General features: G+C 54.2%; 22 protein-coding genes. 11 read left to right on the forward strand and 11 right to left on the reverse strand.

Annotated features, from left to right (window positions below; all coding sequences use genetic code 11):
- Positions 1–59: 59 nt before the first annotated feature.
- The gene (locus BST81_RS05960) at positions 60–656 is read right to left on the reverse strand and encodes a DUF3177 family protein (protein WP_075597624.1); all 597 of its coding nucleotides are present in this window, start codon (positions 654–656) and stop codon (positions 60–62) included.
- Positions 657–717: 61 nt separating this feature from the next.
- On the opposite strand from BST81_RS05960, the gene BST81_RS05965 reads away from it, so the two are divergent.
- Both BST81_RS05965 and BST81_RS05970 read left to right on the forward strand, forming a co-directional pair.
- On the forward strand, positions 718–1,023 hold the full coding sequence (locus BST81_RS05965) for a DUF6464 family protein (RefSeq protein ID WP_075597625.1): 306 nt from the start codon (positions 718–720) through the stop codon (positions 1,021–1,023).
- On the forward strand, positions 971–1,930 hold the full coding sequence (locus BST81_RS05970; protein WP_083636694.1) for a shikimate dehydrogenase: 960 nt from the start codon (positions 971–973) through the stop codon (positions 1,928–1,930). Before BST81_RS05965 ends, BST81_RS05970 begins: the two co-directional genes overlap by 53 nt.
- Before the next feature lie 3 nt (positions 1,931–1,933).
- Here the strand turns inward: BST81_RS05970 and msrB are convergent, their stop codons facing one another.
- The gene (gene msrB, locus BST81_RS05975) at positions 1,934–2,347 is read right to left on the reverse strand and encodes a peptide-methionine (R)-S-oxide reductase MsrB (protein WP_075597626.1); all 414 of its coding nucleotides are present in this window, start codon (positions 2,345–2,347) and stop codon (positions 1,934–1,936) included.
- Between the two features lie 214 nt (positions 2,348–2,561).
- On the opposite strand from msrB, the gene BST81_RS05980 reads away from it, so the two are divergent.
- The 4 genes from BST81_RS05980 to BST81_RS05995 all read left to right on the forward strand — a co-directional run bounded on the left by BST81_RS05980 (position 2,562) and on the right by BST81_RS05995 (position 5,842).
- Positions 2,562–2,759, forward strand: a complete 198-nt coding sequence (locus BST81_RS05980; protein WP_075597627.1) for a DUF751 family protein — start codon at positions 2,562–2,564, stop codon at positions 2,757–2,759.
- A 111-nt stretch (positions 2,760–2,870) separates the two neighbouring features.
- On the forward strand, positions 2,871–3,302 hold the full coding sequence (rbfA, locus tag BST81_RS05985) for a 30S ribosome-binding factor RbfA (protein ID WP_075597628.1): 432 nt from the start codon (positions 2,871–2,873) through the stop codon (positions 3,300–3,302).
- The gene (locus tag BST81_RS05990) at positions 3,299–4,975 is read left to right on the forward strand and encodes a glycoside hydrolase family 3 N-terminal domain-containing protein (RefSeq protein ID WP_290439420.1); all 1,677 of its coding nucleotides are present in this window, start codon (positions 3,299–3,301) and stop codon (positions 4,973–4,975) included. The genes rbfA and BST81_RS05990 overlap by 4 nt, the downstream gene beginning before the upstream one ends.
- A 129-nt stretch (positions 4,976–5,104) precedes the next feature.
- Positions 5,105–5,842, forward strand: coding sequence for a response regulator (locus BST81_RS05995; RefSeq protein WP_075597629.1), 738 nt, complete (start codon positions 5,105–5,107; stop codon positions 5,840–5,842).
- On the opposite strand, the gene BST81_RS06000 is transcribed toward BST81_RS05995, so the two are convergent.
- Positions 5,839–6,525: a HEAT repeat domain-containing protein gene (locus BST81_RS06000; RefSeq protein WP_075597630.1), complete on the reverse strand. Its 687-nt coding sequence runs from the start codon at positions 6,523–6,525 to the stop codon at positions 5,839–5,841. The two genes, BST81_RS05995 and BST81_RS06000, sit on opposite strands and share 4 nt — an antisense overlap.
- Before the next feature lie 524 nt (positions 6,526–7,049).
- Here BST81_RS06000 and BST81_RS06005 point away from each other — a divergent pair.
- Complete coding sequence (locus tag BST81_RS06005; RefSeq protein ID WP_075597631.1) at positions 7,050–8,513, forward strand: ammonium transporter; 1,464 nt, start codon at positions 7,050–7,052, stop codon at positions 8,511–8,513.
- 222 nt (positions 8,514–8,735) lie between these two features.
- Positions 8,736–9,260 carry an NINE protein gene (locus tag BST81_RS06010; protein WP_075597632.1) on the forward strand — a complete coding sequence of 175 codons (525 nt, stop codon included), beginning with the start codon at positions 8,736–8,738 and terminating at the stop codon, positions 9,258–9,260.
- On the opposite strand, the gene BST81_RS06015 is transcribed toward BST81_RS06010, so the two are convergent.
- From BST81_RS06015 to thrC, 3 genes are all read right to left on the reverse strand, one after another.
- Positions 9,257–9,757: a DUF2996 domain-containing protein gene (locus BST81_RS06015; protein WP_216351229.1), complete on the reverse strand. Its 501-nt coding sequence runs from the start codon at positions 9,755–9,757 to the stop codon at positions 9,257–9,259. The two genes, BST81_RS06010 and BST81_RS06015, sit on opposite strands and share 4 nt — an antisense overlap.
- A gap of 214 nt (positions 9,758–9,971) precedes the next feature.
- Positions 9,972–10,247, reverse strand: a complete 276-nt coding sequence (locus BST81_RS06020) for a MoaD/ThiS family protein (RefSeq protein ID WP_075597634.1) — start codon at positions 10,245–10,247, stop codon at positions 9,972–9,974.
- A gap of 56 nt (positions 10,248–10,303) precedes the next feature.
- Positions 10,304–11,623 carry a threonine synthase gene (gene thrC, locus BST81_RS06025; protein ID WP_075597635.1) on the reverse strand — a complete coding sequence of 440 codons (1,320 nt, stop codon included), beginning with the start codon at positions 11,621–11,623 and terminating at the stop codon, positions 10,304–10,306.
- Between the two features lie 296 nt (positions 11,624–11,919).
- Between thrC and BST81_RS06030 the strand changes: the two genes are divergently transcribed.
- Entirely contained in the window at positions 11,920–12,648 is a 729-nt protein-coding gene (locus tag BST81_RS06030; RefSeq protein WP_075597636.1) for an SH3 domain-containing protein, read from the forward strand.
- A 20-nt stretch (positions 12,649–12,668) separates the two neighbouring features.
- Here the strand turns inward: BST81_RS06030 and BST81_RS06035 are convergent, their stop codons facing one another.
- Positions 12,669–13,907 carry an MFS transporter gene (locus BST81_RS06035; RefSeq protein ID WP_075597637.1) on the reverse strand — a complete coding sequence of 413 codons (1,239 nt, stop codon included), beginning with the start codon at positions 13,905–13,907 and terminating at the stop codon, positions 12,669–12,671.
- A gap of 249 nt (positions 13,908–14,156) precedes the next feature.
- Between BST81_RS06035 and BST81_RS06040 the strand changes: the two genes are divergently transcribed.
- Both BST81_RS06040 and BST81_RS06045 read left to right on the forward strand, forming a co-directional pair.
- A complete protein-coding gene (locus tag BST81_RS06040; protein WP_075597638.1) occupies positions 14,157–15,116 on the forward strand; it encodes an orange carotenoid-binding protein in 960 nt (319 codons plus the stop codon).
- A 223-nt stretch (positions 15,117–15,339) separates the two neighbouring features.
- The gene (locus tag BST81_RS06045; protein WP_171974680.1) at positions 15,340–15,666 is read left to right on the forward strand and encodes a hypothetical protein; all 327 of its coding nucleotides are present in this window, start codon (positions 15,340–15,342) and stop codon (positions 15,664–15,666) included.
- 136 nt (positions 15,667–15,802) lie between these two features.
- Here the strand turns inward: BST81_RS06045 and BST81_RS06050 are convergent, their stop codons facing one another.
- From BST81_RS06050 to BST81_RS06065, 4 genes are all read right to left on the reverse strand, one after another.
- The gene (locus BST81_RS06050) at positions 15,803–16,717 is read right to left on the reverse strand and encodes a HEAT repeat domain-containing protein (RefSeq protein ID WP_075597639.1); all 915 of its coding nucleotides are present in this window, start codon (positions 16,715–16,717) and stop codon (positions 15,803–15,805) included.
- Positions 16,718–16,726: 9 nt separating this feature from the next.
- Positions 16,727–16,966 carry a hypothetical protein gene (locus tag BST81_RS06055; RefSeq protein ID WP_075597640.1) on the reverse strand — a complete coding sequence of 80 codons (240 nt, stop codon included), beginning with the start codon at positions 16,964–16,966 and terminating at the stop codon, positions 16,727–16,729.
- 137 nt (positions 16,967–17,103) lie between these two features.
- Positions 17,104–17,937, reverse strand: a complete 834-nt coding sequence (locus BST81_RS06060) for a HEAT repeat domain-containing protein (protein ID WP_075597641.1) — start codon at positions 17,935–17,937, stop codon at positions 17,104–17,106.
- Between the two features lie 91 nt (positions 17,938–18,028).
- Entirely contained in the window at positions 18,029–18,877 is an 849-nt protein-coding gene (locus BST81_RS06065) for a HEAT repeat domain-containing protein (protein ID WP_075597642.1), read from the reverse strand.
- Positions 18,878–18,946: the final 69 nt, after the last annotated feature.

Below are 18,946 nucleotides of genomic sequence, written 5' to 3' on the forward strand. Positions count from 1 at the left end.
GGCAATCCCAAGCAGCAATGACCACGGCCCCCCAAGGGGGGATTGACGAATCCGCAATTTCATCTTTCTGCCGCCATCCGTCCCTGTTTACCTAATCTAACCAGCATGAAATAACTGAAGGCCACGACATACATAATCAGGAAAATAAACCCTACAAACCCGAGAAACTTAGGGTTGCTGTTGGCATGAAAGTATTCTCTAAACAGGAAGGGGGGGTGAAACCAGACCTGGCAGAAGCGATTGGCCAGAGCCTCTTTGGAGAAGGCACAATTCAGAAAGGGAATGGTAACCAGGGCTCCCAGGGTGGAATACACAGTGACAGCCCACCGCCATGCCATAAAGGCCAATTTTAAGGGGCTTTCCGATTGCTCATGCAACTCTTCATTCAGATCAATCCAGAACCAAAGTCCGATCGGAATTAGGATGCGCGCCAGGAAAGAAGATAAGAAGCTGACTGGAATCGCTCCAATCATCAGATAAACCGTAATTGCCAGTAAGCTAGAAACACGCCAATAAATCGCTAGCAGGCGCTGAATTGCTTCATTTTTCTGAACAAATGCCCAAACCAACAAAACCAGTGGGAGGATAACAGTAAGGAGCACCGCCAGCCGATAGTCCATCCAGACCAAAGGCTCGAACCAAAGCTTTCCTGGCATGATTTAATCCGTACAAAAAATAGCAATTCACCTCAATAGTATCAAGTTTCATCGTAGTCGTATGGATGCTCTCCTGATTCTGTGTTTTGCCCTGATTCCCCCTGTGCTCTCCCTCTGGATCATGCGTTGGGCTGAAGTGCAGGCCCAGCAAAGATTAAGGGCAGCTACAGATTTGGCCACTTTACAGGGGTTGCAACGGGTACGACAGGCTCAGGGCAATCACTACGGGATTGAAGGCCTAGGTTATCAGATTGGGGATCTGACCTGCCAATTCAACGCCCGTTCCGCTTACATTCGCTGTGCGGTCAACCCCTATGGCCCCTGCCAGCAATGTCCCCATTACCAATCCATTGAGTTTGCCGAGTGAGGAGCCCAAAACCATCGTGACTGTCCCCTCTGTTGCCCGATCGCCCATTCGAGGGACCACTCGTTTGCTGGGGGTCATCGGCGATCCAATTCAGCACTCCCTCTCACCCGTCATGCATAATGCTGCGATCGCCGATCTGGGTGTGGATTATGTCTATCTGCCGTTTCACGTCAAACCATCTGACCTGACCCCAGCGATCAAAGGATTCGAGGCGATCGGCGTCCAGGGATTCAGTATCACCCTGCCCCACAAACAAACCATTTTGCCCCTGCTAACCCGGATTTCAGAAACCGCTCAGGCGATCGGAGCCGTCAACACAGTCTGGTGGACCGATCAGGGCTGGAGTGGCACCAATACGGATGTGGAGGGCTTCATCGCACCTCTGAAATCAGAGCAGCGGGATTGGGCCAACCTAACCGCCGTCATCCTCGGCAATGGGGGGGCGGCCCGGGCCGTGGTGGCTGGCTGTGCCCTGTTGGGCTGCCAGCAGATCCGGGTGGTGGGACGGAATGCCCCCAAATTAAGTCAGTTCGTCGAGAGCTGGCAGCAATCCCCTTTCACCATGACCCTGACCGCCCACCCCTGGGCGGATCTGCCCACCCTGCTGCCCGAGGCTGGCCTGGTGGTCAACGCCACTCCGATCGGCATGGCCCCTCAGACAGCCCAGTCGCCTCTCAGTGCAGACCTCATCGGGCACCTGACTGCCGGTGCGATCGCCTACGACCTGATCTATACCCCCCGCCCAACTCGCTTCCTGGAAGAGGCCCAGGCCCAGGGGGCAGCCCCGATCGATGGACTGGAAATGCTAGTGCAACAGGGGGCCGCCGCCCTTCAGATCTGGTTGCAGCAGCCTGCTCCCGCTGACATCATGCGAGCGGCCCTGCTGGACCATCTGGCCCACCGTTAACCTTTAAGAGGCCGCTGGCTCAAACTTCAGGGACACCCCATTCATACAGTACCGTTGCCCAGTCGGAGCCGGACCATCTTCAAAGACATGGCCCAAGTGACCGCCGCAACGGCTGCAATGGACTTCTACACGGGTCATGAAAAAGGAACGATCGACGGTGGTCGCAATTGCCCCTTCGATCGGGCTGAAGAAACTGGGCCAGCCTGTACCACTGTTAAACTTAGCGTCTGAGGTAAATAGGGGCTGTTCACAGGCAGCGCAGTGGTAAACCCCTTCCCCGTATTGCTTATCCAGGGGACTGGTTCCAGCCCGCTCCGTTCCATGCTGGCGCAGAACCCGAAACTGCTCGGGGGTTAAAACCTGACGCCATTCTTCTTCGGTCTTATTGATTTCAAAATTGCGATCGAGGGTTGCCATAGGTGCTGGTCTCCATTTCATCTCAGAGAAGAATTGCTTCAGGCTAATGCTGAACGCAGGGATCGGGAAAACTCCGGGTTCCCTGACTATCCTTCTATTATTTTGAATAATTATGAGACTTGGCTGAGGTGTGGATAATACAACCCCAATCCAATCCTGGTCACGTCCCCCATTAATAGTAGGATTGAGTTAAAAATTCTAGAGACTACTAGTTATGCAAGGCTTTTGGAGCAATGTTTCCCGTTACCCCCGTTACTTTATCACCGTCGGCCTGGGGGTCTTTTTGAATGTGATTTCCCCCCTGATTCCCCTGCTCAAGCGTCCCAGCACAGCTATTGCCTTGATTGGCATCCTCATTTCAATGCTGGTTTTTGTCGCCTTCACATTGCGGGCGATGCTGGGCTTGACTTAAGTAGAATAGATGTTCGGCTGTCAGTCTTTTGAATTTCAGCCCACAATCGATAGCGGGTTCGACCGACCGATTCAGCGGCGGCACAGCAATTAAAAAAGGCAAGTTAGAGTTATGGCTACGAATCGTCGGGTGGCACGGGTGGCTGAACTGATTAAGCGGGAAGTCAGCCAGATGCTGCTCTCAGAGATTAAGGACGATCGCGTCGGGGCCGGAATGGTCAGTGTCACCGATGTGGATGTTTCCGGAGATCTGCAGCATGCCAAGATTTTTGTCAGCATTTATGGGACGGATGAGGCCAGGGCAGAAACCATGGCCGGGCTTAAATCAGCTACCGGCTTTGTCAGAAGTGAGCTGGGTCATCGCGTCCGGCTCCGACGCACCCCGGAAGTGATCTTTATGGAAGATCGATCGATTGAGCGGGGAACTCGGGTGCTCTCCCTATTAAATCGCTTGAGCGAAGCCAGGCAAACCTCGGATTTAGGAACGGCGGAAGAGAGTACAAACCTGCTCCTAGACGACTTCTTGGATGAGGACACCGATTGACACCTTCTCCTCTGCAATCCCTGCTCCGGTTCCCCCCCTGGGAAACCCTGCCCCTTCGCCAGCAAGTCGCTCAGATGGTGGTCGTCCGAGCCTCCGGTTATTTGTTTGATCATCAGATTCGTTATCCAGCCTGGGAACCTCCTGCTGCTGTACTGCGATCCCTGATCCAGGATCTGGGGGTGGGCGGTGTGATCCTGTTAGGGGGCAGTGCTGGAGAACTTCACCTGCGTACCCAGCAATTGCAAGATTGGGCTCACCTGCCCCTGTTGATCGCAGCGGATGTGGAAGAAGGCGTGGGGCAACGGTTTGCCGGAGCCACCTGGTTTCCACCTCCCATGGCTCTGAACGCCATTTTTCAGCAGGATCAAGCTAAGGCTTTAGGCCATGCTGAGGCAATGGGAGCCACGATCGCCCAGGAGTCTCTGGCGATCGGCCTCAACTGGGTGCTGGCTCCGGTGGTAGATGTTAACAATAACGCAGCTAATCCGGTGATTAACGTCCGGGCCTTCGGTGAAACACCGGAGGTAGTCAGTCACCTGACCGCAGCATTCCTGCGGGGAGCGCAACGCCATCCCGTTCTGACCACAGCCAAGCACTTTCCGGGGCATGGGGATACGGCTGTGGACTCCCACCTGGAACTGCCGATCGTGCCTCACCTGGAAGATCGCCTGCAGCAGATCGAACTCTCGCCCTTCCGGACCGCGATCGGAGCTGGGGTGGATGCGGTCATGAGTGCCCACCTGCAAATTCCCGCCTGGGATCGCACCTACCCGGCCACCCTTTCCCCCCGAATTCTGACCCAGGAACTGCGCCAGAACTTGCAATTTGCCGGGCTGATTGTCACAGACGCTCTGGTGATGGGGGCGATCGCCAACCGCTATGGCACCGAGGAAGCGGCGGTGCTGGCGGTGGAAGCTGGAGCGGATATTCTACTGATGCCTGCCGACCCGGCTGCAGCGATTGAGGCAGTTTGTGCAGCGGTCACCAGCGGGAGAATTCCCCTGGAACGGATTCAGGCTTCCCTGGAACGCATCTGGTGGGCCAAGCAGAAGGTCTGTGCACCTGCGATCGTCTCCGAGGATACCCATCCCCATGCCTGGGAAACCCTACCAGACGCTCCAAGGCAGGACTTTACAGCCCTGCTGTCCCAACCCCAGAGTCTGAAACTGGTCCAGACAATTCTGCAGGAGTCGATGACCTGCCATGGTCAAGCGCCCTCTTTACCACCTGCAGCCAGTCGTAACCTGATTGTCGTGGATAATTTGCTGGACAGCGAGTTTCTGGGGCTGCAAACCCCAGCCATTACCCTGCCCCAATCTCTGGGTTACTCGTTAGCGCTGATCGATCGCCAGACCGCAACCGGGGGTTCCGACCCCAGCGCTATCAACCAACCCACCCTTTTACAGGTGTTTGTGCGGGGCAATCCCTTTCGGGGATCTGCCGGATTAACCCAGACGGTGCAGACCTGTTTCCAATCTCTGATCGAACGGGGGCAACTGCAGGCTCTGGTGGTTTATGGCAGTCCTTACATCCTGGAACAACTTCTCATCACCTTGCCCCCTGACATCCCTTACGTTTTCAGCTATGGCCAGATGGCGATCGCCCAGGCTGTTGCCCTGCAGCACCTCTTCCCCACAGAAAAAGCCACTTCACTCAACCAGGACTGTCCATAGCGAACATCCCAAATTAGCAGACAATCTGACAATATAAAAAATAGCTCTACAGAATCCACCCCATCCCAGCATTAGGGTACTTCGTGAAGAGCAAGGCAAGGGGATTTACTGGATTTACTGGCTTCTCCCATGGTTATTACACACAAAACCGTTGTCATGATTCAACCTTCAAAGCGGCAGGGCCAAATCTGGCAGGCTGCTTTGAACTCCCAGAAAGTTTCCGTGATCTGGGAGGCATCGGATGTGGATCTCTCCCAAATGTTAAGTCGGATTCAGGAGACCGGATTTAATCCCCCTGATCTATTGCTGATTGATGTCGGGGTTTTAAGCTGCAATCCCTATGCTTTCTGCCGCTGGTGCCGGGAACACCACCCCGATCAGAAAATCATTTTGACCAATGTTAGCCAGCGGGAGATTTCCCCGCCAGAACGGCAATGGGCCATGTACCAGGGGGCGCTGGATCTACTGCCCGGCTTCCAGAGAGAAACCCTCCTTACAGGGGTCACCTCAGCCCTGACCCGCGTTTTGACAGCCATGGATGGACAGCAGCTCAATCAGGAATCGCTGATTAACGTTCTGTTCTCCATTACCTCCCTGCAGCATTCCTCCAAACCTCGCAACACCCCTCCCCCCACAGAGAACAGTTCCACGGGTCAGGAGACACCTGTGCCCGCACCTCCCCGCAAAGTCATTCCCAATCAGTTGGTCCAATCCCCCGGCCAGAAGCCCTCGGCCCCCGATCGCATTGCTCCCGTCCCCTTAATCATGGAGGAAGCCTCAGCTAGTCCAGCCGCCGCTTTTCCCGAAGCCATCCCAGGAGACAAGGGGGAAGAAAACCGGCGCAGCTATCGGGGAGTCGTTTATTAATCCAGGGTGGATTCAGAGTTCTGAGCCAATCGCTGCAGGGCAAAGGTAGCTGCTTCGGCCACCTGAGGATGGCTATCTTTTTCCAGATATTTCAGGGCAGATAGAGTCTTGGGGCTGGGTAAATCCCCCAGGGCTTCCGCTAACCGTTGCCGCACCAGCCAATCTTCCGCCTGGGCAAAACGCAAAATCTGATCCACTGCGCCAACGGCTTTGATTTCACCCAGCGCCGAGATCGCAGCTTGCTGCACCACAACCTCTTCACTATCCAGGGCTTTGACCAGCGCATCGTAGGCCCGGGGATCTTTCAGATTTCCCAGGGACACTGCCGCACTGAAGCGCACCAACCAATCGGTATCTTCGTAGAAAGCCCGTATCAGAGGTTCCAGAGCTCTCAGATCGCCCAGATAGCCCAGGGCTCCAGCCGCCCCAGCCCGAATTCCATAATCTGAGTCTGTTTCGAGGAAACGCACCAGAATCGGAAAACATTCTTCCGTAGGCTTCAGTCCCAGGGCAAAAACGGCCATAGACCGAATTTGCAAGTTGTCATCATGCAACACTTTCTTAATCAGCGGCACTGCCTCAACTGCCGGAACGTCCCGGAGTGCAGCCAGGGCCAGCATGCGATCGCGGGAGCTCTGGCTCTCTAGCTGAACAGCAATTTGCTCCAGACCGGGATGAGCCATAATTTTATAAAACTTTACAACTTCTCTCATTTTAGCAGACCATTCCCGGAAGCGCCGCCTTTCAGATCAGGCCCCCCAAAGAAGCCCGGCAGAAACATTCAGGGACAAGACGGACACCGGGTCTCTCTTTCCCCTGGAGGCTTTGCTGAATGCAAATATGAATTACCCTCATCCCCAACCCTTCTCCCGCAGGAGAAGGGAGCTAAAACTCTTGTTCCCTCTCCTTTGGGAGAGGGCTAGGGTGAGAGCTGCATAAGGCTCAAGCACGAAAATCATCCTTCTATTCAGCAACGCCCCCCTGGAGACTAAAAATCCACAAGAAATACATAAAACCATCGTATTATGTAATATTTTTTCCTTTTTATCGGAACAGCGGCGACCAGCGCGTAACAATGTTCAGATTTATACAGAAAGGTCTGTCGTAAATATGGGATGCCTATCCCAGGAAGCAGCGTTGTATGCAATGTCTGTGGAGCCAGTATCTGTGGGAATCACAATCTCAAATTGGTATTAGAGGAAAAGGAATGAGCCGACACTGGAAACGTCTCCTCGCGTTAGCGATCGGAACCCTGGTTTTAGCGGTGTTTGGAACATCGGTCGTCGAAGCAGCCGCTCCTCCCACGCTGGAATCTTTAAGTGCCCAGACCACCCAGCTCCAGCTTTCGATCGATACCACCTGGGTTTTAATTGCCGGTTTCCTGGTGTTTTTCATGCAGACTGGCTTTGCCCTCCTAGAGGCAGGGCTGGTCCGACAGAGTGCGGTGGTCAACACCTTGCTCGAAAACTTTATTGATGCAGCAGTCACGATCCTGGCCTGGTGGGCTGTTGGTTTTGCGATCGCCTTTGGCACCGACGCAGGGGGACTGGGCCTGATCGGTTCAGACAACTTTTTCCTGAGTGAGGCAATTACCTTCACTGCACCCTCCGGTCAATCCACCACCAATCAGTTCATCTTCAATAGCATTCCAACGACCTATGGCATGGGCGCAGGGGGCTCCTCTGTCGGCATTAACACGCTGACGCTTTTCTTCTTCCAATTCGCTTTTGCTGCCACGGCCAGCACCATCACCACGGGGGCAATGGCAGAACGGACGGATTTTCTGGGAGATTTAATTTACACCACCTTCATGGGAGCTTTCAGCTATCCCATCATTGTCCATTGGGTCTGGAATAACGGCGGTTGGCTGGCCAAAATGGGGTATCACGATTTTGCAGGCAGTTCCGTCGTCCATACAGTGGGAGGCGTGACGGCGATCGTGGGGGCTTACCTGCTAGGCCCGAGGGCCAATCGCGGTCCCTGGGGGCAGCCTCCCTTACCCTGTAACCTCTCCCTGGCCACCTTAGGAGCCATGATCCTGTGGTTTGGTTGGTATGGCTTTAACCCTGGGTCTACCCTCTCGACAGGCAATACTGGCCTGATGGCTCTGGTCACCGTCAACACCACTCTGGCAGCCGGTGCAGGCGCAATTTCCACCCTGCTTTATGTCTATATCCGCACAGGTAAGTGGCACCTGTTTTGCACCCTGAATGGATCTCTGGCCGGTCTGGTCGCCATTACTGCCGGATGTGCCTTTGTTGCCCCCTGGGCTGCCGTCCTGATTGGCCTCACTGCTGGCATTCTAGTGATTGTGGTTGTAGACCTGATTGAATCAGCCAAGATCGATGACCCCGTGGGCGCTTTTGGTGTCCATGGCTCCTGTGGCATGATGGGTACCCTGGCGATCGGCTTCCTGGGCCAACCCCAACTTACCCTAAATCAGAAGGGCGGATTACTCCTGGGAGGCGGGTTGGACCTGCTCTTCACCCAATTGATTGGGTTACTCGCCATTATTCTGTTTACTGGGGCTTTCTCATTTATCCTGTTCGGCCTGTTGAAATCTCTGGGCCACCTGCGGGTTCACCCCAAGGCTGACAAGATCGGGATCGATGTTTTTGAGCACGGTGCAACTGCCTGGCCCGATGTCTATCCGATTAAAAAGTTGGAATAATTCACACCCCTCTGGAGTAAGAGTCCAACCCCCATTCTCTGAAGCTGGGTGAGTTCAGGGCAAGGCTGCCTCTCACCCTCAGTCTGATAACCAGGACTCTCACCAAGCCCAATCCCTGATCCTCGGGCGTTGCCTGCAACGCCTTTTTTGTGTTGGTATGGCTATGATCAAAATCAGAAGATTGATCATCGGGTATCCGTCCGTTCAAACCCCAGTCATGTTATGAATCCAAACCCTGGAATTCAACCCACCTCCTCCCCCACCCCTATCAAACGGATCGGCAATAATCTTGTCACGGCTTACCTTTTGTGGGCCGTCTACTTTATCTTCCCCCTAGCCGGGGGGTTACATCGTCTCTACAATGGCCAGGTCTTTACTGGGCTTCTCTGGATGTTCACCGCAGGATTTTGCGGCCTGGGACAGATCCTGGACGTGTTTTTCATTCCGGGCATGGTCGAAGATTACAACATCAAGTTCAGAGCCAAACGGGGCTTGCTCCCTGATGGCACGCCCATGTCAGTTCCTGCGATCGATCGGCCTCTGACTCGGGATGAAAAAATGGTCAGCCTGGTCAAGGCCGCCTCCGTCCGTGCAGGCAAGCTAACCGTGACCCAGGCTGTGGTAGACACTGGTATGAGCTTCAGTGAAGCGGAAGGTCTTCTGATGGAGATGACCAAATCGGGCTATGTAGAAATCACCAACGATGCTGTCACAGGGATCATCGTCTACGATTTCAAGGAACTCTAGTTCCGCACCAGCCACTTCTGGGCATTCAAGCGCTGCATGATCCCAAACACCATCAAGTCCAGGGTCACTTTGCGCTCGTCAATCAGGAAAGACTCCAGGGTACTAGCCTTAGCCGCATTCTCGGTGTAGGAAAATGCCTTATGTCCCTGAATATCTTCTTTAAAAAAGTAAAGGTTGAACTGGCGTTTGCCAGCCTCCCAGGTGCCGACAATCTGCCAGCATTCTGGCTCCTGGGCAAACCCTGTCACGGGAATCTTTTGTTTTGCCAAAGCCAGGCTGAGGTCAGCAATGCCCTGCTTTTCTAAGGCTGCTTTGAGGGCAGGCAGGTAATCCTGCTGGATAAACTCGGCAAATGGCTTGTCTTCTAGAGCCGGAGGCTTCTCCTTCTTAGCAGCGGCCTTTGGAGCGGCGGCTTTGTCAGCGCCAGTCTCTCCCTCCCCCTTGGCAGCAGTTCTGGGCGCAGGAGGCTTCTCGGCTGGCTTTTTATCGTCAGTCACAGCGTTTTCAGAAGCAGATGTGTTCTCAGGCGTTGTTGATTCTGCCGTCACGGCGTCACCCCCACACTGGAAAGTTAGTAGTAATGTGCTCTCTAACAGATCCTAGTGCATACCGGCAAAAAGTAACGATTCAAACTTACGATTTCAGCCATAGGAATAAAAAAGGCGCGGGTACCCGCGCCTCACCATGCATTCTCATCCGTCGCCATCCGGATCAGCCCCCTGCGATCGCAGGGACGATACTCACTTCATCCCCGTCTTTCAATTCAGTATTGGGACCATCCAGAAAACGAATATCCTCGCTATTGACATAGAAATTGACAAATCGACGCAGTTCTCCCTGGTCATCACAGAGACGCGCCTTGATACCCGGACAGCTTTGTTCCAGGGATTCCAGTAGCTCCGCGACATTTGCGCCGCTGCACTCGATCGTAGCCTGGTCGTTGGTCAGTTTTTGCAAAGGGGTAGGAATCAGAACTTTTACAGCCATAGTTACAATCTTCTAACAAATGACAAAATGATGGGTGACAAAGGACAAGTAACAACCTAAACGAGAACCTGCTGCCATTCCAGCCGATCTAATGTGCGGGAGCGTTCCAGAGCCCGCTCAAAACTCTCCAGTTTGGGTTCGATCGTCAGGGGCTCGTTGATATAGCCCTGCACTGCTTCCTGAGTCTTGAGCCCATTCCCGGTGATGTAAACCACGGTGGTTTCATCAGGATTAATTTTACCGGCTTCCACCAGTTTCTTCAGGACGGCGATCGTGGTGCCACCGGCGGTCTCTGTGAAAATACCTTCGGTTTCAGCCAGGAGTTTGATGCCCTCGATAATTTCTGCATCATTCACCGATTCGATCGCCCCACCCGTCTTACGAGCTACATCGATCGCGTAGATGCCATCTGCCGGGTTCCCAATGGCAATCGACTTGGCGATCGTGTTGGGTTTCACTGGCTTGATGAAATTGCGCTCTTCCCGGTAAGCCTGGGCGATGGGGGAACAGCCTTCAGCCTGAGCCCCGCTACAGCGGACGTTCTTATCCGCCACTAGGCCCACATCGACAAATTCGCGGAACCCCTTGTAGATCTTGGTAAAGAGAGAACCGGAAGCCAGCGGAGCCACAATATGATCCGGTAGTTGCCAGCCCAGTTGCTCAATCACCTCATAGCCCAATGTTTTGGAGCCTTCAGAGTAGTAAGGCCGGAGGTTGATGTTAACAAAGCCCCACCCGTGGGTATTAGCCACTTCCGAACAGAGGCGATTGACCTGATCATAGTTCCCATGCACGGCCATCACTTTCGGCCCGTAAATGAGCGTCCCCAAAACCTTCCCAGCCTCCAGATCGGAGGGAATGAACACGCAGCAATCCAACCCGGCATGGGCCGCGATCGCCGCTGTTGAGTTCGCCAGGTTCCCCGTGCTGGCACAGGAAACGGTGGTGAAACCCAGCTCCCTGGCCCTGGTCAGAGCTACAGATACCACCCGGTCTTTGAAGCTCAGGGTGGGCATGTTAACCGCATCATTCTTGATGTACAGCTTGGTTAATCCCAACCGCCGAGCCAATCGATTGGCCTGCAACAGGGGCGTCATACCCGTGCCCACATCGATCGGGGTGTCCGTTGCCACGGGCAGGAAGGGTCGATAACGCCAGATGGAGTTAGGACCGGCCTGAATGGTTTCACGAGTCACCGTGCGGCGCAGCGCATCGTAGTCATAGACCACTTCCAGAGGGCCAAAGCACATCTCGCACACATGGGTCGCCTTCAGTTCGTACTCAGTGCCGCATTCCTTACATTTGAGGGCTTTGAAAGTAGCGGTTGCCAGCAAGGAGCTGGCTGATAGAGTCTGGGGTTGAGTGGCCTGGGTCATGGTTAAGCTCTCTTTGCGCCGTGGCGGTACAGGTGAGGAAGTTCAGTGAGTTTTTGCTATTGGGGTCGATAGTATCACGGGCCTCAAGACACGTCAAATAATCCCGACATATTTTGTCGGCTTTAAGTTAAAGAAGCTGAGAAGTTTACAGAACAAGGCTTTTACGGCTATCCAGAAAATCAAATTGCTGCTGACAAAAAAATTCACATCTGATCGCCCCCCCAGATCTGAGCTAATCTGAGTCTGGATTTATAATTTCAGATCCCACAGGTTTGATACGGAAGGGAGCAACCACGATGGGGCAGATTCAACTCAGGCAGCGACTGACCGCAGGGACGATCCTCCTGGCTGGCCTCACCAGTTGTTCCAGTTTCCCCACCACAATCAGCCCCAGCACGGAATCCCCTCCCCCGATCGCCTCTCCCATTGCCAGTGCCGCTACCACCCCTTCATCCCAAAACCCTGGCCTCACCCCACAGCAAACAGCCAAACTGAAACCAAAGACAACCCAGACTGCAGCAACCAGGGTTTCCCTGCAGCAAACGTCTCAAACCCTGGCCAGTGGACTTTCACCCATTCCAGCAGATGTCTGCCGCAAAACCAGCTTTTACCGGGTGAAAACGGCTGCCGGTTCTCCCCTCCGCCTGGACGGCAACACAGCCAATCATCAGGTTGCCAACGGTACCACTATCCTGCTCTTAAAGGGAGAACCAACCAGAGAGGCCAAAGTTTGGGTACAACTGGCCAATGGTGTGGAAGGAGGGCTACCCAGCCTTGCTCTGGAGCAAATCTCTTCTGGCTCTCAGTTCAAGGGCAAGATGAAGGTCAAAACCCTGGAAGGAGGAGCGGTCAATGTCCGGTCCCAACCTGTACCCTATGATGATCCTGCGACCAGCCCGGTTGTTGGCACCCTACCCGCCGGTACAGAAGTTGCGATTCTGGGCAGCAAAGGAGACTGGTATTACGGAATAGCCTCCAACGGTCCTCGGGGTTACATCGCCCGTATTTTTTTAGTTTGCCCGTAGAGGCGTTGCAGGCAATGTCTCTACGGGCGAGGCAGGGCATAGACATCCCCAGTTTGTCCCAAGGCAAACCGCAGGGACCAGGATAGGTTCTTGCTGGATAGGGTCAGGAACATCAACAAACCAATCAGGGTCAGCCCTCCGGCCACACCAAAGATGTGGCGATACCCGATCGCAGCCGCTAGCACCCCCATACCGGGGCCAGCCAAGGCAATCCCCAGATCGAAACCGGCCAGACAGAGTCCAAACATGCGAGCCCGTTCATGGGGCCCGGAACGATCGGCCATCAGGGCCGCCACCATGGGAATCAGCATCCCTGCTCCCAAACCCTCCAGAAAACCCGCCAGCAGAAAATCCTGAGCACTATTAGCCCCCCAGACCAGTCCCATCGCTGCGGTATAGAGAATGAGGCTGATGGTGATGAAGAGTCCCCGACCATAGCGATCGGAGGCCTGACCTGCCAGAATCCGGATCATAAAGCTGGCGATCGCAGCGGCAGTATAAAACAGTCCCGGATTCAGAGTTGCTCCTGTTTCCTTAATAAAGAGGGGAATAAAGCTGCTGAGTGCTCCAAAGGCCAGACCCACCATCAGGAGAATCAGGGTTGGGATGCGAATCCGAGGCTCCCACAACAGGCTCCAAAATTGATCTGCTGCCACCCTTGGGTCGGCTCCCCCCCTCTCCTGAGAGGAAGATTCCTGAACTCTGGCAGCACAGAAGAGCCCAATGAATCCCAGACTGGCAGAGAGCAGAAACAGGGGGGTGTAGCCCAACCAGTCCTGGAGAAATCCACCCATAGCTGGTCCCAGAGCCATACCGATGGGATTAACCAGCGTCATGTAGCCGATCAATTCTCCCCGAGCCTGGGGTGGGGCAAGATCAACCACTAGGGCACTGTAGGCTGTAGTGAAGGCGGCAATACTGATGCCATGAAAAGCCCGAAGCAAAATCAGCAGCGGCACAGACTGCACAACCCCATAACCCAGCGGTGCGATCGCCACAACGGCCATGCCAATCAGCAGGACCAGTTTGCGGCTGCGGCGATCGGCGAGTTTGCCCAACTGTGCCCGAAAAAGGAGCAGGCCCACAGCAAAAGCACCCATGACCACCCCAATCTCCTGTCGAGATCCGCCCAGGGACTCCACATAAAGAGACAGCACGGGCAACAGGGAAGCCAGACTGGTCCAGAACAGGAAACCTGCTGAGAACAACGTCAGCAGGTCCCGTTTTACTCCTGGTTCAAGAGCATTGAGCGTTTTCAAAACCAGGCTCCTTAAAACATAAAGAAATATTGCTGTAGCCTTTCTGTTGTAACGAATTTCACGAAAAACCAGATTCCTCCATCTGGGTCAATCCCCTTTCTTCCCTCGATTCATGAGTTCTAATCCATTTTTTTTAAGAAACTTTACATTTATTAAAAGATTTTGTTACAATAGTCACAGTTGGTCGCTACCAACCAGAAATAAAGCAGCCAACGTGATCTGCAGTAAATCTCTTCTCAAGGTACTTTTATGCCATTTACGATTGACTCAGCCCGTGGGATTTTCCCTGACACCCTGTCAGCCGATACCGTACCCGCTACGATCGCCCGGTTTGTGCAGCTCAGTGCCGAAGATCAACTGGCTCTCATCTGGTTTGCCTACCTTGAAATGGGTAAAACCATCACAATCGCAGCTCCTGGTGCTGCAAATATGGTGTTTGCCGAAGAAACGATGAACCAAATTCGACAAATGTCCTTCCGTGAACAATCTCAAGTCATGTGCGACCTGGCCAACCGGGCTGACACCCCCATTTGTCGGACCTATGCTACCTGGTCTGCCAACATTAAACTGGGTTTCTGGTATCAGCTCGGCCAATGGATGGAGCAAGGAATCGTTGCCCCTATTCCCGAAGGATATCGTTTGTCTGCCAATGCCTCAGCCGTTTTACAGGCCATCCGTGATCTGGATGCGGGCCAGCAAATCACCGTACTGCGGAATGCTGTCGTCGATATGGGCTTCGATACCAACAAACTGGGCAGCTACAGCCGGGTTGCTGAGCCTGTTGTGGTTCCTAAAGAAATCGCAGAGCGGGCTAAAGTCACCATTGAGGGCGTGGATAATGCCACCGTTCTCAGCTACATGAACAACCTGAATGCGAACGACTTTGATGCCCTGATTGCCCTGTTCACTCCCGATGGAGCGTTGCAGCCCCCCTTCCAGCGACCGATCGTGGGCAAGGATGCGGTGTATCGATTCTTCCGGGAAGATTGCCAGAACCTGAGGCTCATTCCAGAGCGAGGCATCGTCGAACCGGCTGAAGATGGCTATACCCAGATCAAGGTGACAGGCAAGGTGCAAACCCCCTGGTTTGGAGCCGGTGTAGGGATGAACATGGCCTGGAGATTCTTGCTCAATCCTGAGAACAAGATCTACTTCGTCGCGATCGATCTACTGGCTTCTCCTAAGGAACTGCTCAACCTGGCCCGCTAACACCCTAGCCCAGTCCTACTCCAGTGGTCAGTTAGAACCCTGACCCGATCTCCTGTGGGGGTGGTGGGTTATCACCCCCGCAGTGGGATTGTCCGTCTGGAGTCAGATCCCGTTTGTTGCTTCCAGAACTCTCCGTAGGGACTTTTATGCTGTTCCTGCTTTTAATTTGGGGTTTCTGGCAGGCAATTTCAGGATCAGCGGTAGGTGTGAGCCCTTGAGAATTATGCAGGTAAACGACGTTCACTGGTCTGATGCGGAACAGAACATTGCCCAACAAGCCTTTCACAACGCATACGAACGAGAAACTCAGGCCCTGATCCAGGAGATCCAGGAGCATGCCAGTCGCGTCTCCACGTTGGAGGACATCTGGCAGTTGCACAATTTCCTGAGTGCCAGAAGGCATGAAATTGATGGCAAATACGACTACAGCTATCCCGCCCTCCTGTTCGTCTTCGCCACCTTGGTCAAACAGGGATGGCTTCATCTGGACGAACTGACTGGCCTTGACAAAGGTAAGCTGGCCAAAATTGCCTCTCTTGCCCGGATGTAACCTTCCTCTCCCCCTACAAGGGGACAGGAAAGATTAGCCAGGGACCTATCCCGTTGTTTCTCACTGCCGATGCGCCCATTTGGCCTCTCCGCCACCCAGGTCAATCCAGCGCATCGGCCCCCTCATTTCATCGTCTCTACCAATCTTCTGCTTCTAACTGCCGCTCAATCTGAGCGATCGCCAGTTTAGCCAGCATTTTCACCACCTCTAATTCATCGTTCAGGGCATTCTTGAGAGAATCCAATGCTGCCCGATCGCCCATCTTTCCCAGAGAACTAACCGCCGCTTTTCTCACTTCCCCATCCGAATCTTGCAGCGCCAGAATCAGGTGGGGAACGGCTGGAGGATAATTGAGCTGGCCCAGGGCCGATGCTGCCTCTGTACGAATGGCAGCTTCCGGATCTGTCAGAGCAGCCACCAGAACATGGCAAGCCTGTTCATCTGATTTTTCCTGAGCAACATGGGCGATCGCACTCACCACAGCACAGCGAACATCCACGGAATCTGAATTCAGCGCTTTGTATAGGTGCTCCGAGGCTTCTGCCCCAATAAAGGCCAGAGCCCAGGCAGCATGGCCTTTCGTGCTTTCAGGGTAGTCCGGTGAAGCCAGAATACCCAGCAGGGCAGGTACCGCTGCTTCCCCCGTGCGGGCCAATGCTCCAGCCGCCGACCCCTGCACAACTGTGTCTTCGTCATGCAAAAAAGCTTGCAGCAAGGTCGGAACTGCAACAGGATCGGCAATGATCGTCAGAGTTTTTGCTGCAGCTCGCCGCACCACAGGATTCGGATCCTGAGACAGGGCTTCCAACAAGAAGGGAGTGGCGGGTTCCCCAATTTCTCCCAGGGTTTCTGCAAATCTGAGCCGGACCAATCCCCGGGCATCCCCCAGCCCCTCAAACACCATTCGCCTCAATAGTTGATCATCACTGGTGTCGAAGGTATCCAGGGTGATTTGTTCGCTAACCATCTGAATCAAGGCATCCGTCTCACCTTGAGCCCGCATCATCGGATCATCACCAGCTTGAGTCGCAGAATTGAGTGAGTTACTCATCTTCAGTTGTTAATTGGAGGACATCAGCGCAGCCTGCTGCCCACGAAGTGCCTGCAGGGTAGCATCAATTTTAGCCAGGTCGGGCTCCAGTTTAGCCAGGGCCACAGACTTCATGACCTTGGCCCGCTGCGCCATCGTTAAGGTATCGTTCACCAAGCGTTCCCGATACTGCTCCAGTTCTGCAATCACTTCGGTCAATTCCTCCAGGGTTGTCTGGTCTGATGCCGTCGTTTCTGGTTTGTCAGCCATATCTTTTGTTTCCTAAACGTTCATGAATACATATTGCGGAACCCTTTTTGGATCTTCTCAGATCCTGGAACGAACCGAGAACCCTTTTGCGGATTTTCAGTCGGGCCTCCATGCTGCAATCTTCAGCATGCGGCAGGCTAAGACTCGCCAGTCAGACCAGGTTGGGGCACGATCGTGGCAGCCAGTTCTCGGTAACGGCGCGGATCGCCCTCCGCCAGCACCAATCGTTCCTCACCCTTGCGATCGTAGAGATTCTGCAAAATCAGTTGCCAGTCCATCTCCGTCAGACTAGATGGCTGATCAGCCATCCCCTGGTACTGCTCCTGCACCATCCCAGCCTGAAGATGCCGCTGGGCCAGCCAGACCCGTCCACGCACCGCCCAACTACTATCGTTAGTTGCCATTTGCGTCAGTTGCGCCTGAATCTGCGATCGCCAGTCGGCATGGGTTTGAGAAATCGCCAGGGCCAGAGCCTGCAATCCAACCACAGCGGAGTAACGCACCACCCACTCTTCGTCCTGCTGGGCAACAAACAACAAGGCATCTAACGCCTCTCCCTGAGCAATTTCCAGTAAATCCTCTGGAAACCAGTGCCATTTCATGGTGCCCAGTCCCCGGGCTGCAGCCCGGCGCACACTCAGGGCAAAGTCGGCAGTTGCCGCTCCCAGCAAAGTCACTAGCCCTCTGGGGTCCCCAATACCAGCCAGGGCTCGAATCGCCCAGGCTCTGGCCGTGTAATTGTGCAGATCCAGCTGCTCCAGTAGGGCCGGAACCGCTGGTCCGCCAATCTGCACCAGCCCATCGACCGCTGCCACAGCGGCCCCCGGATTGTTGTAACTCAGGGCAGCAATCAGCGTGGGAATTGCGCCTTCCAGTCGAGCTGCAGAAAGGTTCTGCACAGCTTCCAGAAGCAGGCTGGAGGAATCTGCCACTTCTACAGCACGAACCAGGGATGCCAGTAAATCAGACATAAGTGAAGAGAAATAAGGAGAATTTTTAAAGGGAGAGAGCCAGCATTTTGTGCAGCATTGCTTTATTCTCCACTCTAATCGTGCTTCCTGCTCACAACAAGTCATCCATCAGAGCCATAACCTTAATTGCCCCGGCTGACAGATCTGGGGCTGTAGTCTGCTGCAGTTGTTTTTCCAGCAATCCCTTCAAAGAAATCAGCTTGAGACTGTTTTCCGCCAGGGTCTGGGCGATCGCCTCTGCGGCAGGCAGATATCCGATCGCCCCCAAGTCGGCCAGAATCGCCCGTCGCAATTGCAAATCATCATTCGAGAGTGCCTGGATCAGCCGATCGCCATATTGGCTGGCCATAGCCCTATCCACAGTTAACTGATACAAAGACCGGGCCGCTGCGTACTGGATGCGGGGAACCGGATGATCCAAAAAGAGATGAATCACAGGAATCGCATCCGTTGCCCCCAGAGTGCCCAGGGCTTCCAGAATGGCATCAAAAGGTTGAGCCAGATGGGGAGGTTCGGGGGCGGGCTGGGTTCCAGGCAGACGATCCTGCAGAAGCTCAATCAAAAGGGGAATACAGGTCCGATCCCCTAGCATCTCCAGGGATTGGGCTACCGCTTCTCGCACATAGAAATCAGCACAGTGCAGCGCCTGCATCAGGGCTGGCACTGCCTGCAAATCACCCAACTTGCCCAGAGCCCGAGCCGCATTCCGCCGCAGGGGGTAGCCCCCCACTCCTGTGCGATCGGCCTCATCTTCCAGAGCCTGGATTAACACCTGCACCGCTTCTGGTGCATCAACCCGAAAACGCCCCAGCCACCAGGCTGCATAGACTCGCAACCCCAGATCTTCTCCCTGCAGATTGGCGATCGCCTGGTCTACCGTTAATGGACTATCGTCTCGAATTTGAAGATCAGAATTTTCAATTCCAAATGGATCTTCCATACTCTTGCAATCTCAGAGCTTGTAATCTCAGAGCCTTTAAATACTGAAAACGCGATGGATCTCATTCAA

Origin of the sequence: Leptolyngbya sp. 'hensonii' (genome assembly GCF_001939115.1) — a bacterium.
Classification (GTDB): Bacteria; Cyanobacteriota; Cyanobacteriia.

What these genes read in the sequence shown, in the direction of transcription:
- BST81_RS05960 (WP_075597624.1), bottom strand. Translation starts at nt 656, where the DNA reads ATGCCAGGAAAGCTTTGGTTCGAGCCTTTGGTCTGGATGGACTATCGG.
- BST81_RS05965 (WP_075597625.1), top strand. Translation starts at nt 718, where the DNA reads ATGGATGCTCTCCTGATTCTGTGTTTTGCCCTGATTCCCCCTGTGCTC.
- BST81_RS05970 (WP_083636694.1), top strand. Translation starts at nt 971, where the DNA reads ATGGCCCCTGCCAGCAATGTCCCCATTACCAATCCATTGAGTTTGCCG.
- msrB (WP_075597626.1), bottom strand. Translation starts at nt 2,347, where the DNA reads ATGGCAACCCTCGATCGCAATTTTGAAATCAATAAGACCGAAGAAGAA.
- BST81_RS05980 (WP_075597627.1), top strand. Translation starts at nt 2,562, where the DNA reads ATGCAAGGCTTTTGGAGCAATGTTTCCCGTTACCCCCGTTACTTTATC.
- rbfA (WP_075597628.1), top strand. Translation starts at nt 2,871, where the DNA reads ATGGCTACGAATCGTCGGGTGGCACGGGTGGCTGAACTGATTAAGCGG.
- BST81_RS05995 (WP_075597629.1), top strand. Translation starts at nt 5,105, where the DNA reads ATGGTTATTACACACAAAACCGTTGTCATGATTCAACCTTCAAAGCGG.
- BST81_RS06000 (WP_075597630.1), bottom strand. Translation starts at nt 6,525, where the DNA reads ATGGCTCATCCCGGTCTGGAGCAAATTGCTGTTCAGCTAGAGAGCCAG.
- BST81_RS06005 (WP_075597631.1), top strand. Translation starts at nt 7,050, where the DNA reads ATGAGCCGACACTGGAAACGTCTCCTCGCGTTAGCGATCGGAACCCTG.
- BST81_RS06010 (WP_075597632.1), top strand. Translation starts at nt 8,736, where the DNA reads ATGAATCCAAACCCTGGAATTCAACCCACCTCCTCCCCCACCCCTATC.
- BST81_RS06020 (WP_075597634.1), bottom strand. Translation starts at nt 10,247, where the DNA reads ATGGCTGTAAAAGTTCTGATTCCTACCCCTTTGCAAAAACTGACCAAC.
- thrC (WP_075597635.1), bottom strand. Translation starts at nt 11,623, where the DNA reads ATGACCCAGGCCACTCAACCCCAGACTCTATCAGCCAGCTCCTTGCTG.
- BST81_RS06030 (WP_075597636.1), top strand. Translation starts at nt 11,920, where the DNA reads ATGGGGCAGATTCAACTCAGGCAGCGACTGACCGCAGGGACGATCCTC.
- BST81_RS06040 (WP_075597638.1), top strand. Translation starts at nt 14,157, where the DNA reads ATGCCATTTACGATTGACTCAGCCCGTGGGATTTTCCCTGACACCCTG.
- BST81_RS06045 (WP_171974680.1), top strand. Translation starts at nt 15,340, where the DNA reads ATGCAGGTAAACGACGTTCACTGGTCTGATGCGGAACAGAACATTGCC.
- BST81_RS06050 (WP_075597639.1), bottom strand. Translation starts at nt 16,717, where the DNA reads ATGAGTAACTCACTCAATTCTGCGACTCAAGCTGGTGATGATCCGATG.
- BST81_RS06055 (WP_075597640.1), bottom strand. Translation starts at nt 16,966, where the DNA reads ATGGCTGACAAACCAGAAACGACGGCATCAGACCAGACAACCCTGGAG.
- BST81_RS06060 (WP_075597641.1), bottom strand. Translation starts at nt 17,937, where the DNA reads ATGTCTGATTTACTGGCATCCCTGGTTCGTGCTGTAGAAGTGGCAGAT.
- BST81_RS06065 (WP_075597642.1), bottom strand. Translation starts at nt 18,877, where the DNA reads ATGGAAGATCCATTTGGAATTGAAAATTCTGATCTTCAAATTCGAGAC.